Origin of the sequence: Bacillus sp. BK450, assembly GCF_004364885.1 — a bacterium.
Taxonomy (GTDB): domain Bacteria; phylum Bacillota; class Bacilli; order Bacillales; family Bacillaceae; genus Bacillus; species Bacillus safensis.
In genome coordinates this window covers 1-13104 of the sequence record NZ_SOBQ01000011.1, presented here as the reverse complement: position 1 = coordinate 13104, position 13104 = coordinate 1, and the positions used below count along the sequence as shown (strand labels likewise).

Sequence of the window (13104 nt, the reverse complement as noted above, 5' to 3'; positions counted from 1 at the left end):
ATGCTGAAATCATGGTTGAGAAAGAAGAAGACCAAAAAGAAAAAGTGCTTGAAATGACAAATGAAGAGCTTGATCTATCTTATCGTTCTTACAACTGTTTGAAGCGTGCGGTTATTAACACTGTTCAAGAGCTTGCTAACAAGACAGAAGAGGATATGATGAAAGTTCGTAACGTTGGACGTAAATCTGTTGAAGTAGTGAAAGCGAAACTAGAAGAACTTGGACTGGGTCTTCGTAAAGACGATTGACTAGTTTCATTGTGAACTAGGATTTTCGTGTGTTTTTTATTCATACAGCATCTCTAATTAAGGAGGGGACATCACATGGCATACAGAAAGCTAGGACGCACTAGTGCACAACGTAAAGCAATGCTTCGTGACCTAACGACTGATTTGATCATCAACGAACGCATCGAAACAACTGAAACACGTGCGAAAGAACTTCGCTCTGTAGTTGAAAAAATGATCACTCTTGGCAAACGCGGAGATCTTCATGCTCGCCGTCAAGCTGCAGCTTACATTCGTAATGAAGTAGCTAACGCTGAAACAAACCAAGATGCACTTCAAAAATTATTCGCTGACGTTGCAACTCGCTACGAAGATCGCCAAGGTGGATACACTCGTATCATGAAGCTTGGACCTCGTCGCGGCGATGGCGCACCAATGGCTGTCATTGAATTAGTTTAATCACATATCGTGTATCTAAGAAAGGGCGGGACAGTTCATAACTGGATCTATGCCCTTTTTTAGGTACTACGGCTTTTTTTAGGAATAAGCAAAGAAGAGGTTGAGCTGAGAGGAGGTCCGGTAGAGATGGGGAAGACATTAATTGACGTAAAGGACATTGTATTTCGTTATCACAAGGATGCGGACAAGCCCGCTTTAGATCAAGTGTCACTGCATGTGAATCAAAATGAATGGCTCGCCATTGTTGGTCATAACGGTTCAGGTAAATCCACACTTGCCCGTGTGCTGAATGGGCTCATTTTACCGGATGCTGGTACGGTCAAGGTTGGAGAGATTGAGCTCAAAGAAGAAAGTGTTTGGGATATTCGCAAAAAGGTCGGAATGGTCTTTCAAAACCCAGATAACCAATTTGTGGGCTCAACAGTTCGTGATGATGTGGCTTTTGGTTTAGAAAATAACGGGGTTGAGCGGGAATTGATGATAGAACGTGTAGATTGGGCTGTCAAACAGGTCAATATGCAGGAGTTTCTTGATCAAGAGCCGCACCATCTATCAGGCGGGCAGAAGCAGAGAGTCGCCATTGCAGGTGTGCTTGCCGCAAGCCCTGACATCATGATCTTGGATGAAGCAACATCAATGCTTGATCCGATTGGCCGTGAAGAAGTGTTAGAAACTGTTAGACTACTGAAGGAACAAGGAACCGTCACAGTCATTTCCATCACACATGATTTAGACGAGGCTGCCAAGGCAGACCGCGTCATTGTGATGAATGGCGGGAAGAAATTTGCCGAGGGAACGCCAGAGGAAGTATTTGAACTAGATGAACAGCTGGTTCAGATTGGACTTGATCTGCCATTCTCTTATCGATTGAGCAAGCAATTGAAGCAGCAAGGTGTGCCGCTTGCAAATGCCCATTTGACACAAGAAGGATTGGTGAAAGAGCTATGGACATTACGATCAAAGAATTAGAGCATCGTTATCAAATGAAAACGCCGTTTGAGCGTCTCGCTTTGTATGATGTCAATGCTTCCATCAAAGAGGGCAGCTATGTCGCTGTCATTGGTCATACGGGCTCTGGCAAGTCTACATTGCTGCAGCATTTAAATGGATTGCTCAAACCAACGAAGGGGAGCATTGCGCTTGGAGAGACCATTTTACAAGCCAATAAAAAGCAGAAGGATATGAAACCTCTCCGGAAAAAGGTAGGCATCGTGTTTCAGTTTCCTGAACATCAGCTCTTTGAGGAAACCATCCTCAAGGATATCTGCTTTGGTCCAATGAACTTCGGTGTCCCTCAAGAGAAGGCAGAAGCGAAGGCGAAGGAGATGCTGAAACTGGTGGGTCTTCCTGAATCCCTATTATCTCGATCTCCCTTTGAACTAAGCGGCGGTCAAATGAGACGTGTGGCAATTGCAGGCGTTTTAGCGATGGAGCCAGAAGTGCTTGTGCTTGATGAGCCGACTGCTGGGCTGGATCCACGCGGACGGAAGGAAATCATGGACATGTTCTATGACCTTCATCAAAAGGCAAACCTTACCACGATCCTGGTCACACATAGTATGGAGGATGCCGCTCATTATGCGGATCAAATGATTGTGATGCATAAAGGGACAGTGAAGGCGACAGGCACGCCGAGAGAGTTGTTTGCTAATCGTACAGACATGTCTTCGTTTGGTCTCGACCTCCCAGAAACGATTAAATTCCAGCAGACTGTAGAAGAAAAGCTTGGTATTACGTTTCCAAGGCCGCTTCTGACCATGGATGAGATGGCAGAAGCCTTAACAGCTCTTTATCAGGAGGACACGACATCATGATGGATAGTATGATTATCGGCAAATATGTGCCAGGCTCATCCTTTGTCCATCGTCTTGATCCAAGGACAAAGCTGTTATCAATTTTCTTTTTTGTCTTTATTGTCTTTTTTGCTAATAATTACATCACTTACGGGCTGTTAGGTGTCTTTACCATTCTTGTGGTGATGGTTTCTCAGGTGCCGCTATACTTTATTCTCAAGGGAATGAAGCCGATCCTATGGATTGTCCTGTTTACCTTTATTCTGCATATTTTCATGACAAAGGATGGCGCCTTGCTATTCCACTTTGGTTTTCTGAATATTTATGAAGAAGGTCTAAAGCAGGGGATCTTCATTTCACTCCGTTTTGTCTATCTCATTATGATGACGACACTTCTTACGTTAACCACAACGCCTATAGAAGTGACAGACGGGATGGAAAAACTGCTGCACCCATTCCGTAAAATCAAACTGCCTGTTCATGAACTTGCTCTCATGATGTCCATCTCTCTTCGGTTTATTCCGACGTTATTAGAAGAGACGGATAAAATCATGAAGGCACAAATGGCACGAGGCGTTGATTTTACAAGCGGACCTTTAAAGGATCGCCTGAAAGCTATCGTTCCTTTGCTTGTTCCGCTTTTCGTCAGTGCGTTTAAGCGTGCAGAGGAACTGGCGACCGCGATGGAAGCGAGAGGCTACCGCGGGGGAGAAGGACGGACGAAATACCGTCAGCTTGTCTGGGGCATGAAGGACACGTTCACGCTGCTTCTATTCATCCTGTTAACAGCACTCCTTGTGCTGCTTAGAAATTAGGTGATTCCTAGATGAAGGTCAAATGTACCGTATCCTACGATGGGACACATTTTAAAGGCTATCAGGTGCAGCCAGGGCAGCGAACCGTTCAGACAGAGATAGAGTCTGCCCTGGCAAGAATGCACAAACAGGATGAACTGATTCCGATTGTGGCTTCCGGCCGGACGGACAGCGGTGTTCATGCAAAGGGACAGGTCATCCATTTTGAGACCCCGCTCTCGATCCCGATGGAGAGATGGCCTTTTGCCCTCAACAGCCTGCTGCCGGGTGATATCCGTGTTCTAAAGGCTGAGGAGGTCGATGATTCGTTTCATGCCAGATTTGGTGTTGTTTCGAAGGAGTACCGTTATAAGGTCTCAACAGAAACCCACCAAAATGTGTTCACGAGACAGTATGCCTGCCACTATCCTTACCGGCTGGACATCGATAAAATGAGAGAAGCCGCAGAGCACCTGATTGGGACACATGACTTTACAAGCTTTTGTGCGGCCAATACAGAGGTTCAGGACAAGGTGAGGGATATTTATGCCCTCGAGTGGAGAAACGTCTCAGACGGGCTTGAAATGCGTGTGAGAGGGAATGGTTTTTTATACAACATGGTGCGGATTATCGCTGGAACGTTGCTTGAAATCGGTTCTGGTAAATTTCACCCTGAGGAGATAAAAGCCATGCTTGCCGCCCGAAATCGCGAAGCGGCAGGCAAGACTGCGCCTAGTCACGGACTGTATTTATGGGAAGTTTTCTATGACAACTAAACCAGGTGTAACATGTTCTTGACACAGGAAGCAGAAAGTTATAAGATATCATATGGTATGTATTTCAACCCCACAAATAAGCCCCGGAAGACTTATCTGTGTTTTGAAATAGAACGTAGCATTTGATTCAAGGAAAATTCATTGATTTATTTAGGAGGGAAACTCATGCGTACAACACCAATGGCGAACGCAAGCACAATTGAGCGCAAATGGCTAGTTGTTGATGCGGCAGGCAAGACTCTAGGTCGTCTTTCTACTGAAGTAGCATCACTTTTGCGCGGTAAGCACAAACCAACTTATACACCACACGTTGATACAGGTGATCATGTGATCATCATCAATGCTGAGAAAATCGAATTAACTGGCAAGAAATTGACGGACAAAATTTACTACCGTCACACGATGCACCCAGGTGGTTTGAAACAAAGAACTGCTCTTGAGATGCGTACAAACTACCCTGAAAAAATGTTGGAGCTTGCTATCAAAGGTATGCTTCCAAAGGGTCCACTAGGTCGTCAAATGTTCAAAAAATTAAATGTGTACCGTGGTTCTGAGCATCCACATCAAGCACAACAACCTGAAGTTTACGAACTTCGCGGTTAATTATAAGGGAGGTTAACAATTTGGCACAGGTTCAATATTACGGTACAGGTCGTCGTAAAAGTTCTGTAGCGCGCGTTCGCTTAGTTCCAGGTGAAGGCCGTATCGTCGTTAATAATCGTGAAATTACTGAATACATTCCATTCGCTGCTTTAATCGAAGACGTGAAACAGCCTTTGAACATCACAGAAACAGCTAACAGCTACGATGTTCTTGTAAATGTTCACGGTGGTGGATTCTCTGGTCAAGCTGGAGCAATTCGTCACGGTATCTCTCGTGCTCTTCTAGAAGTAGATCCTGAGTACCGTACACCACTTAAACGTGCTGGACTTCTTACTCGTGACTCTCGTATGAAAGAGCGTAAGAAATACGGTCTTAAAGGCGCTCGTCGCGCACCTCAGTTCTCAAAACGTTAATCAATTTTATATTGTATGGACGTTTTACAAAGGTTTGTTACAGACAAACCTTATAAAAAAAGCATCAGCATCCTGCTGGTGCTTTTTTATTTGTGTTTTTTTCTGTATGGAAACATATAAAATAGGATTATAACAAGGTTTCTGTTTAAAAAACGAAGTCTATGGAGGGGGTGTCATATGAATCTAACAACAGAAAGGTGTATCATTCGCTCATTTGCTGAGGATGATTGGCAGGATGTCTATGCATATACTTCTGATCCGGAAGTGATGAAGTATATTCCGGAAGGTGTTTTTTCTAAAGAAAATGCGCAGGAATTTGTTAAAAATAATCGTCTTAAAACAGCCAAGAATTTTGCTGTTCTATTAAAAGAAGACCAGATTTGCATCGGGCATATCGTGTTTCATTCTTACTTTGGTGAGCACACTTATGAGATTGGCTGGGTTTTCAATCCTGCCTATCAAAACAAGGGATATGCATCAGAAGCGGCTTATGCTGTCCTGCATCATGGTTTTCACACACTAAACTTACATCGGATCATTGCCACTTGTCAGCCTGAAAATGTGCCATCGTGGAGAGTGATGGAGAAAATGGGGATGAGGAGAGAGGGGGATTTTAAAAAATGTATACCACAAGGACATGAGTGGTGGGATGAGTTTTACTATGCCATCTTACAAGAGGAATGGTTCGTGAAGAGGGCTTGATCAGTTTTCATGATATGAAGTACTTTGATGAAAAAGCAGCTGATCAAATTTTTATATGAGAACGCTCTTAACTGGTATTTTAGTAAGTGAAAAACAGTCTTCCATCTATCATAGGAGGTGCTTTCATTGAATTTAAATCAATTGACATTTAGAGAAGCTGTGCAAGAAGATCTCGACAAAATCGTCTTCATGCTTTCAGATGATAAGTTAGGTCAAAAGAGAGAGCGTTACACTCGCCCATTATTAGAAAGCTATATCAAAGCCTTTCAATCAATCGATGCTGATCCAAATATTGAACTCATTGTTGCGTGTGATCAGGAAGAAGCAGTTGGTGTTCTTCAGTTAACCATGACGCCATTTCTTACTTATCAAGGAGGATGGAGAGCATCCATCGAAGGAGTTCGTACGGCTTCGAGTCATAGAGGAAAAGGAGTCGGTTCGCTGCTTATAAAGTGGGCCATTCAACGCGCAAGCGACCGTGGCTGTCATATGATTCAACTGACAACAGATAAACAGAGGCCAGAAGCACGACATTTTTATGAGAAATTAGGGTTTGAAGCCACTCATGAAGGAATGAAGCTGCATTTGCCCCATGAATAAGGACATCAAGAAGCGGAGGATTCACGAACCTCTGCTTTTTGGTTCCTTTATTTGAAATATTTGTTATATTGAATATGTAAATCCTCTGTTATTTGGAAAGGAGAAACATGTTACTCAAAATCGGTCTAATTGTCATAGGTGTGATCATACTTTACATGGTGGTTCAAGTCTTGCTGTATAAAAGAGATATGAAGAAAACGAAGGAAGATCTTTTGACATTTGTCGCAAAAAACAAAAAGGACGTTTCAGTGACAATCATTGAAAATGATGATGTGATGTTAGAGTGGAATGCTGATCAAAAAACACCACTTGCAAGTACGGTGAAATTAGTGGTTTTATTTCATTTTGTTAAAGCTGTATCGAGCGGCGCCATTAAGCTAGAGGAAAAAGTGGCATTGTCTGCTATAGAGCGGTTTTATATTGATAGACAGACGGTGGTGCGCACGCGTACTGGCTGGAGGTCAATGATTTTTCTGAGCATGCGACTTTATTAGATGTTGCCAAAGGGATGATGCAATTCAGTTCGAATGCTTGTACGGATTATTTGATTGACCGGCTGGGCTTAGAAAAGATCAATGATCAGATGAAACAAGCAGGTCTTACAGAACATGATGAACTCATGCCGCTGACGCCAATGATTTTGTGGTCCGCTTATGTATCTGATCGTCGGCGGGATGCATTCAAGAAAATGAGCGGTGTATCCGAAGAACAATACAAATCTCTAATGAATGAGATTTTTAATATCATGAAAAATGACCCAGAGCATAAAAAGGCGTTAGAAGAAAAAATGAAAAAAAAGAACTTATTAGGCTGGCGTATTCAATCATTACTGACGCAAAAGTTGACAAAGTCTACAACCAATCAATATGCACATTTTATGAAACGTCTCCAGGATGAGCTGTTAACAATAGAAGAAAAGAGTCTTTTTAGCCAAATCGTACTGGGAGAAACAATGAAAAAGGAAACAGATCAATATCTTTGGTATAAAGGCGGAGCAACATTGTTCGTTTTCACAGGTGCTTTATATCGAAGAATAGATACATCCTCTATATCCATTTCTCTTTTTATCAATGATCCGAAAGCGAACAATTCTCACTGGATTGGGGGAGTATTCAACGAATTTATGCTTACTGCAGCAGTGGATCAAAACTTTCGACAACGATTGATACAGGCTTTCAATACATAAACATCAAAAAACAGAGGGAAACATCCCTCTGTTTTATTATTTCTGCATTGGAAACGCTTTGTATACATCTTGGCGTTTCTTTTTTGACTTCACAACTCCATCAACCAGTTCCTTTTGCCAAAGCGCAGTATCGTCTTTGTACTTTTTAAAAGGGTGAGGGAGCTCTTTTTCTAGCTGTTTTCTTTTAAACGTGACGGACGGCTCGTCTTTAGAGCTCATGTTAAGTGTCACTTGCTCTACGTTATCGACAAGAATAAAAAGTGCGATGGCGTTGTATAAATACGTTTTTTCGATCGTATCCTTTTGATCAAACCAGAAGGCGTCAAACTGTTCTTCTGTATAGCCTGCATTTTCTTTTACTCCATACGTGACGTCTAATGCTTTTCCATCGATGATTTCAAATTCACGTATTACGCCTCCAGGAAGATCTGATAAGATTTCACGAATGGCTGAATTGTCACCGAGATACGTGTTTTTGTGTGTTGAAAGTTGTTTTAAGGATATGTCTTCTATTCCTTTTATATCGCTCTTTTTCTCTGTGGCTTGACTGCTGCATGCAGATAAGACGACTGTTAATAGCAGCAGGATATACATCCATTTCTTCATTGATTTTGCCCCTTTATTGTTCTTTCTATATGTAAATGTCTATTTTATCACAATTTTCCATTCCGATCGTTCACAGGCCGTCATTTCCATTTACTGAACTGCATGTTTTGTTCAAACCAACGAACAATACAAAGAAAAAAGGAGTTCAGTCCATGGCAGAAGTGCTTTCATTTTATCAACTAAAAACAAAAAGAGATGTCACGCTTGAAAAGAAGCTTTTGCGTACATTGTCTCTTCAACAAGTAACGGCCGCTTCTGAGAAATTCACAAAGAAGCTGTTTCCATTTGCAGATGATCCAGCTGGGATTATGAGTGATGGCTGTATCGATTTCGCCATTGAAGCTTTTTTAGCTGGCGGGAGATACGGTGAGTCGAGTAAATACGGGGAATCGTTCGACGATATCAAAAAACGGTCCTCCCAGGAGGAAGCTGAGCTGATTGAAGAGCTCGCAGGATGCTTGCAATCGTGGGGGAATATGTTCCGTATGGAGCGGAAGATGTCATGTTTATATCCATTTGCGAAAGATTTTTTAAGTATGTGGTGGCAGGAAGGCTTTCGTGAATCAGAAAAAAGACACAAGCTTCGGCTGCACTAAGCATATTTCCAGCCCTTGTCCCATATCTATAAAATAATGGTGTATGGGAGGGACAGGGATGAAAAGAAAGCTGAAGTGGACAGGGTTTTTAATCGGGTTTATTGTCCTCTTATTCTTATTCAGGTTTCAATTTCTAAATGATGATTCTTGGAAATCGTGGAATTTGCCTCTAAGCGGGAAGATCATCTATTTAGATCCGGGTCACGGCGGTCCAGATGGCGGGGCTGTAGGAGGAGAGCTGCTTGAGAAAGAGATTGCGCTAGATGTATCCATGAAGATACGTGACTATTTGCAGGAGCAGGGAGCACTTGTTCTCATGACCCGAGAGGATGATTCTGATTTATCATCAAAGAATACAAAGGGTTATGCCCGGAAGAAAGCGGAGGATTTAAGGAACCGCGTTAAAGTTATCAATGAATCTGAAGCGGACCTCTATTTAAGCATTCATTTAAATGCGATACCATCGAACAAATGGAGCGGAGCGCAGACGTTTTTTTACGGAAAGTATGAAGAGAATGAAAAGGCGGCGAAGTTCATTCAAGATGAATTACGCAGAAATCTTGAAAACACAGATCGAAAAGCGAAGCGGATCAACGGCATTTATTTAATGCAAAATGTCACAAAGCCAGGAGCTCTTGTGGAAATTGGATTTCTCTCCAATCCGAAAGAGGCTGGCCAGCTGGCAACACCTAAATATCAGGATCAAATTGCTGCCTCTATTTATAAAGGGATTTTAAGATATTTAACAGAGCAAAAAGAGCCGCCTGAATAAGGGGCTTTTTCCTTTTGATCGCAGGCAAACAGGACAGACATTGTAAGGATATGTATGATATACTTGGATTGTAAACGAATTCAATAAAGGGTGAGGTTCTGCTATGATCGGACAAGATGATGTAAGAAAACTAGTTGGGAAGATGGACGAACCTTTCCTTCATATACCGCTTGGTGAGCTGGATGCCATCAAGGAAATCAGCCTAAAGCCTGAGAAAGAGCATGTGAGTCTAAAGGTGGCTATTGCCAAAACAGGCACTGCTGAGCAGATGAAGCTGCAGCAAGATATCGTACAAGCCTTGAAAGCAGCTGGCGCTAACACAGTAGGACTTCGTTTTGAAGAACTTCCTCAGGAAACACTTGAAAAGTTTATGCCATCACAAGATGAGGAAGAAACCCTGCTTAACTCTAAAAATCCGCCTGAGTTCTTAGCGATTGCGAGTGGAAAGGGCGGCGTTGGTAAATCGACGGTTTCTGTTAACCTTGCTGTAGCGCTCGCTCGTCTAGGGAAAAAAGTCGGACTGATTGATGCTGATATTTATGGCTTTAGTGTACCGGATATGATGGGAATCACTGTCAGACCAACAGTTAAAGGGGAAAAAATTATTCCTGTGGAGCGCTTTGGTGTCAAAGTGATTTCAATGGGCTTTTTTGTTGAAGAAAATGCACCGGTTATTTGGAGAGGACCGATGCTTGGAAAAATGTTAAATAACTTCTTCCACGAAGTTGAGTGGGGAGAATTAGATTACTTACTATTAGACCTTCCGCCTGGAACGGGAGATGTAGCGCTTGATATTCATACAATGCTGCCTAGCTGTAAAGAAATCATTGTCACTACACCACATCCAACGGCTGCCTTCGTTGCAGCAAGAGCAGGCGCAATGGCACTGCAAACAGATCATGAGGTGCTCGGGGTCGTTGAGAATATGAGTTATTATGAAAGCAAAAAAACAGGTGAAAAGGAATACGTCTTTGGAAAAGGCGGCGGGGACAAGCTGGCTGAAGAGCTGCGTGTATCAGTTCTTGGCCAAATTCCTTTAAGACAGCCTGATTGGAATGAGGATGATTTCGCGCCTTCTGTCTATGATGCAAGTCATCCGACAGGAGAAGTGTATCAACACATTGCGAATAAAGTCATTGAACAATTAGCAGTGAAAGCATAATGAAAGCCCGAGTGGATGAACGCCACTCGGGTGATGTTTAACTAATCGCTTCCTTCGCTATCTTTCGAGCCGGAATCACTGCCGCTTTCAGATGCTGCCTTTTTGAGCTCATCTTCGAATTTCTTCTTATAAAGAGGGCTGCTCAATGTTTCCGTAATGACTTTTTCTAAGTGCTTTCTAAACTCTTTGCTTTTTACAAGTTCACCGTATTTCTTTTCCATCTCAGGATCCTTGAGAATATCCATCATCAGCTGTTGATAGTCAGGATCCTTCATTAACTGTTTTAACATTCTTTCATGCTGTTGCTGCATGGATTTTGCGAAAGTCTCGGCAAATTTAGAATCCTCAAAGACCTTTTTCCAGAACTCTTTGCCTTTATCAGAAGTCAGTGTTTTCTCTATCGTTTTTTTCACAGTTTGTTCATCCATTACCAAAGCTTCATTCATTGCCTCGTCATTTAATAACTGTTGAATGGCCTTTTTACCGTCATCTGTCTTTAATATATCGACGACCATTTTTTTTGTTTCGTCATAGTCCATATTAGATGAGGATTGGGTTTTGGGAGCACAAGCTGTTAGAGATAAAAGAAGAAAACAGCTCATTATACGCAAGATGCCTTTTGACATACTGTGGCTCCTTTCGTTACATGTCTTACTTTTAATATGAATGTTTCACGTAAATTTATACATAACAAAAATAGGGGTTGGATCAATTCAATGAAAAGTCGGGATTTAGTTCGTTTTTTCTTCTCTGTGCTAGCTGTTGGAGCGGTCATTACAAGCGTGGTAGGCTTTGCGCTGGAGTGGGGGAAATATCAGAAGCTTTTTATATCTTTTGAAATTCTAGAGATCGCATCTGTGTTGTTTTGGTTCATTGGTGTAGGGATGATCTTTAGTGTCATTAGCCAGATGGGGTTTGTTGTCTTCTTGACGGTGCACCGGTTTGCGTTAGAGATTTTTCGGTCGCATTCTTTATGGAATACCATTCAGCTGTTTCTTGTGATTTTTGTGCTGTTTGATTTAGCTTACTTGCGATTTTTGTTTTTCGGGGAGAATGAATCATTTCTTCCATACTTGTGGCTGCCTTTATTTATCGGTGTGTTTGCATTGATCGTGGCTTACTTTAAACAGCAGCAGTCCTCTAAGAAAACATTTGTTTCTGCAATGTTTCTCATGGTCGTCATCACGTCGTTAGAATGGTTCCCGGCGCTCAGAGTCAATGAAGAGGACTGGCTGTATTTAATGCTATTCCCGCTATTAGGCTGTAATGCGTTTCAGCTGTTAGCGATGCCGCGGTTTTCAAAAGCGAAAGCTACTTAACTTCCGATGACTTTGTTTTCGTATTGGAGATCAGTTCGCCAACCGTCACATTTTTTAAATGCTTTTCTTTTATTTGTTTCAAAATAGCGGGTAAGGCTTGAGCGGTTTGGGTTGCTGAATCTGAGGCGTGAAGGAGAACAATGTCTCCGCTTTTCATTCGATCATTTACATTCTGAACAATCTGGTCGACACCCGGATTCAGCCAATCCTGTGAATTGATACTGTAATGAACAACGGTATAACCGTACTGTGTGGCAATTTTCAGTGCTCTTTCGTTAAACTGTCCAGTTGGCGGTCTTAATAGTTGAATGTCATCTAGTCCAAGCTTTTGAAATGTATTTTGTGCACGGACAAGATCTTGCTTAATCTCACTATCTTCAAGCTGGCTATAATTTTTATAAGCATAGCCGAGGCTTCCGATCTGGTGGCCGTCCTCCCTAATTTGTTTCACGATATCAGGATGACGCTCAGCCCAAGAAGCAGACAGAAAGAAAGTGGCGTTCTTTATACCGTACTCTCGAAGGACATTTAAAATAGGAACAGCCTTCTCATCCCCCCAGCCAATATTAAAAGTGAGAGAGACATGTTTTGATGAAGTCTCGCCTTTATAAATGGCTCGGGGTCCATGTTCAGTTTTAAATACCGACAGCGGCGGTGCCTTTTGTACATAAAAAAAGGTTGCAGCTGCAAGGGCTGCTACAAGAATAATGACAACTTGCTTCAGCCGTTTAATAGGCAACACATATAATCGACTCAATTCAAACACTCCTGCCTTGTCCAAGATTGTTACTTGATTGTATGCAGGACAAGGGTTTAAGATGCTTAATAAAACTATTTCAAAAAAAGTTTTGAAAAGGCGTTGACCAATAGAATGTTTTCGTGATATATTATTAATCGTCGCTGACACACAGTGATAAACACAAAACGCTTCGGGAAATAAACTTGAAAAAAGTTGTTGACATAAGATGAAGCGAAATGTTATATTATTAAAGCCGCTAAGAACGGCGGAGATGATCTTTGAAAACTAAACAAGACAAAACGTACCTGTTAATTCGAGTTTTTATAAAAAATCCTATGATACTTCATAGGTAGTCAG

Annotated in this window: 19 protein-coding genes; 16 read left to right on the top strand and 3 right to left on the bottom strand. The window is 42.0% G+C overall.

The genetic code is table 11. From position 1 onward, the window contains the following. The 12 genes from EV579_RS18830 to EV579_RS18780 form a co-directional block, all read left to right on the top strand. On the top strand, positions 1 to 248 hold a 248-nt coding region (locus tag EV579_RS18830), incomplete at its 5' end, for a DNA-directed RNA polymerase subunit alpha C-terminal domain-containing protein (protein WP_279586128.1). A 75-nt stretch (positions 249 to 323) separates the two neighbouring features. Continuing rightward, the gene (gene rplQ, locus EV579_RS18825; RefSeq protein ID WP_003216944.1) at positions 324 to 686 is read left to right on the top strand and encodes a 50S ribosomal protein L17; all 363 of its coding nucleotides are present in this window, start codon (positions 324 to 326) and stop codon (positions 684 to 686) included. A 126-nt stretch (positions 687 to 812) separates the two neighbouring features. Next, positions 813 to 1655: an energy-coupling factor ABC transporter ATP-binding protein gene (locus EV579_RS18820; RefSeq protein WP_008356549.1), complete on the top strand. Its 843-nt coding sequence runs from the start codon at positions 813 to 815 to the stop codon at positions 1653 to 1655. After that, positions 1631 to 2500: an energy-coupling factor ABC transporter ATP-binding protein gene (locus EV579_RS18815; protein WP_024425606.1), complete on the top strand. Its 870-nt coding sequence runs from the start codon at positions 1631 to 1633 to the stop codon at positions 2498 to 2500. The genes EV579_RS18820 and EV579_RS18815 overlap by 25 nt, the downstream gene beginning before the upstream one ends. Continuing rightward, positions 2497 to 3294: an energy-coupling factor transporter transmembrane component T family protein gene (locus tag EV579_RS18810; RefSeq protein WP_024425607.1), complete on the top strand. Its 798-nt coding sequence runs from the start codon at positions 2497 to 2499 to the stop codon at positions 3292 to 3294. Before EV579_RS18815 ends, EV579_RS18810 begins: the two co-directional genes overlap by 4 nt. Positions 3295 to 3305: 11 nt before the next feature. Next, the gene (truA, locus tag EV579_RS18805; protein ID WP_133745009.1) at positions 3306 to 4049 is read left to right on the top strand and encodes a tRNA pseudouridine(38-40) synthase TruA; all 744 of its coding nucleotides are present in this window, start codon (positions 3306 to 3308) and stop codon (positions 4047 to 4049) included. Between the two features lie 165 nt (positions 4050 to 4214). Next, positions 4215 to 4652, top strand: a complete 438-nt coding sequence (gene rplM / locus EV579_RS18800) for a 50S ribosomal protein L13 (RefSeq protein WP_003217042.1) — start codon at positions 4215 to 4217, stop codon at positions 4650 to 4652. A gap of 20 nt (positions 4653 to 4672) precedes the next feature. Continuing rightward, positions 4673 to 5065: a 30S ribosomal protein S9 gene (rpsI, locus tag EV579_RS18795; RefSeq protein WP_007496354.1), complete on the top strand. Its 393-nt coding sequence runs from the start codon at positions 4673 to 4675 to the stop codon at positions 5063 to 5065. A gap of 177 nt (positions 5066 to 5242) precedes the next feature. Continuing rightward, positions 5243 to 5767 carry a GNAT family N-acetyltransferase gene (locus EV579_RS18790; protein WP_044333885.1) on the top strand — a complete coding sequence of 175 codons (525 nt, stop codon included), beginning with the start codon at positions 5243 to 5245 and terminating at the stop codon, positions 5765 to 5767. Between the two features lie 126 nt (positions 5768 to 5893). Next, positions 5894 to 6367: a GNAT family N-acetyltransferase gene (locus EV579_RS18785; protein WP_133745008.1), complete on the top strand. Its 474-nt coding sequence runs from the start codon at positions 5894 to 5896 to the stop codon at positions 6365 to 6367. A gap of 107 nt (positions 6368 to 6474) precedes the next feature. Further along, a complete protein-coding gene (locus EV579_RS19325) occupies positions 6475 to 6861 on the top strand; it encodes a serine hydrolase (protein ID WP_279586127.1) in 387 nt (128 codons plus the stop codon). Positions 6862 to 6875: 14 nt separating this feature from the next. Continuing rightward, the gene (locus EV579_RS18780; protein ID WP_254241446.1) at positions 6876 to 7553 is read left to right on the top strand and encodes a serine hydrolase; all 678 of its coding nucleotides are present in this window, start codon (positions 6876 to 6878) and stop codon (positions 7551 to 7553) included. A 36-nt stretch (positions 7554 to 7589) separates the two neighbouring features. Here the strand turns inward: EV579_RS18780 and EV579_RS18775 are convergent, their stop codons facing one another. Continuing rightward, the gene (locus tag EV579_RS18775; protein ID WP_044333887.1) at positions 7590 to 8159 is read right to left on the bottom strand and encodes a DUF4825 domain-containing protein; all 570 of its coding nucleotides are present in this window, start codon (positions 8157 to 8159) and stop codon (positions 7590 to 7592) included. 152 nt (positions 8160 to 8311) lie between these two features. On the opposite strand from EV579_RS18775, the gene EV579_RS18770 reads away from it, so the two are divergent. The 3 genes from EV579_RS18770 (at position 8312) to EV579_RS18760 (ending at position 10689) form a co-directional block, all read left to right on the top strand. Continuing rightward, on the top strand, positions 8312 to 8755 hold the full coding sequence (locus EV579_RS18770; RefSeq protein ID WP_044333888.1) for a DUF2521 family protein: 444 nt from the start codon (positions 8312 to 8314) through the stop codon (positions 8753 to 8755). 58 nt (positions 8756 to 8813) lie between these two features. Then, complete coding sequence (cwlD, locus tag EV579_RS18765; RefSeq protein WP_024425615.1) at positions 8814 to 9527, top strand: N-acetylmuramoyl-L-alanine amidase CwlD; 714 nt, start codon at positions 8814 to 8816, stop codon at positions 9525 to 9527. Positions 9528 to 9630: 103 nt separating this feature from the next. Then, positions 9631 to 10689 carry an Mrp/NBP35 family ATP-binding protein gene (locus tag EV579_RS18760; protein WP_024425873.1) on the top strand — a complete coding sequence of 353 codons (1059 nt, stop codon included), beginning with the start codon at positions 9631 to 9633 and terminating at the stop codon, positions 10687 to 10689. A 41-nt stretch (positions 10690 to 10730) separates the two neighbouring features. Here the strand turns inward: EV579_RS18760 and gerD are convergent, their stop codons facing one another. Continuing rightward, positions 10731 to 11315, bottom strand: coding sequence for a spore germination lipoprotein GerD (gene gerD / locus EV579_RS18755; protein ID WP_024425617.1), 585 nt, complete (start codon positions 11313 to 11315; stop codon positions 10731 to 10733). 90 nt (positions 11316 to 11405) lie between these two features. Between gerD and EV579_RS18750 the strand changes: the two genes are divergently transcribed. Beyond that, positions 11406 to 12008 (top strand): KinB-signaling pathway activation protein, encoded by a 603-nt coding sequence (locus tag EV579_RS18750; RefSeq protein WP_073203503.1) that lies wholly within the window; start codon positions 11406 to 11408, stop codon positions 12006 to 12008. On the opposite strand, the gene pdaB is transcribed toward EV579_RS18750, so the two are convergent. Beyond that, entirely contained in the window at positions 12001 to 12765 is a 765-nt protein-coding gene (gene pdaB / locus EV579_RS18745; RefSeq protein WP_133745007.1) for a polysaccharide deacetylase family sporulation protein PdaB, read from the bottom strand. The two genes, EV579_RS18750 and pdaB, sit on opposite strands and share 8 nt — an antisense overlap. Positions 12766 to 13104 lie beyond the last annotated feature (339 nt).

Coding starts and splice junctions, on each gene's coding strand:
- EV579_RS18775 (WP_044333887.1), bottom strand. CDS start 8,159: ATGAAGAAATGGATGTATATCCTGCTGCTATTAACAGTCGTCTTATCT.
- rplM (WP_003217042.1), top strand. CDS start 4,215: ATGCGTACAACACCAATGGCGAACGCAAGCACAATTGAGCGCAAATGG.
- truA (WP_133745009.1), top strand. CDS start 3,306: ATGAAGGTCAAATGTACCGTATCCTACGATGGGACACATTTTAAAGGC.
- EV579_RS19325 (WP_279586127.1), top strand. CDS start 6,475: ATGTTACTCAAAATCGGTCTAATTGTCATAGGTGTGATCATACTTTAC.
- gerD (WP_024425617.1), bottom strand. CDS start 11,315: ATGTCAAAAGGCATCTTGCGTATAATGAGCTGTTTTCTTCTTTTATCT.
- EV579_RS18770 (WP_044333888.1), top strand. CDS start 8,312: ATGGCAGAAGTGCTTTCATTTTATCAACTAAAAACAAAAAGAGATGTC.
- EV579_RS18810 (WP_024425607.1), top strand. CDS start 2,497: ATGATGGATAGTATGATTATCGGCAAATATGTGCCAGGCTCATCCTTT.
- EV579_RS18820 (WP_008356549.1), top strand. CDS start 813: ATGGGGAAGACATTAATTGACGTAAAGGACATTGTATTTCGTTATCAC.
- EV579_RS18815 (WP_024425606.1), top strand. CDS start 1,631: ATGGACATTACGATCAAAGAATTAGAGCATCGTTATCAAATGAAAACG.
- EV579_RS18790 (WP_044333885.1), top strand. CDS start 5,243: ATGAATCTAACAACAGAAAGGTGTATCATTCGCTCATTTGCTGAGGAT.
- EV579_RS18780 (WP_254241446.1), top strand. CDS start 6,876: ATGATGCAATTCAGTTCGAATGCTTGTACGGATTATTTGATTGACCGG.
- EV579_RS18750 (WP_073203503.1), top strand. CDS start 11,406: ATGAAAAGTCGGGATTTAGTTCGTTTTTTCTTCTCTGTGCTAGCTGTT.
- EV579_RS18760 (WP_024425873.1), top strand. CDS start 9,631: ATGATCGGACAAGATGATGTAAGAAAACTAGTTGGGAAGATGGACGAA.
- cwlD (WP_024425615.1), top strand. CDS start 8,814: ATGAAAAGAAAGCTGAAGTGGACAGGGTTTTTAATCGGGTTTATTGTC.
- rplQ (WP_003216944.1), top strand. CDS start 324: ATGGCATACAGAAAGCTAGGACGCACTAGTGCACAACGTAAAGCAATG.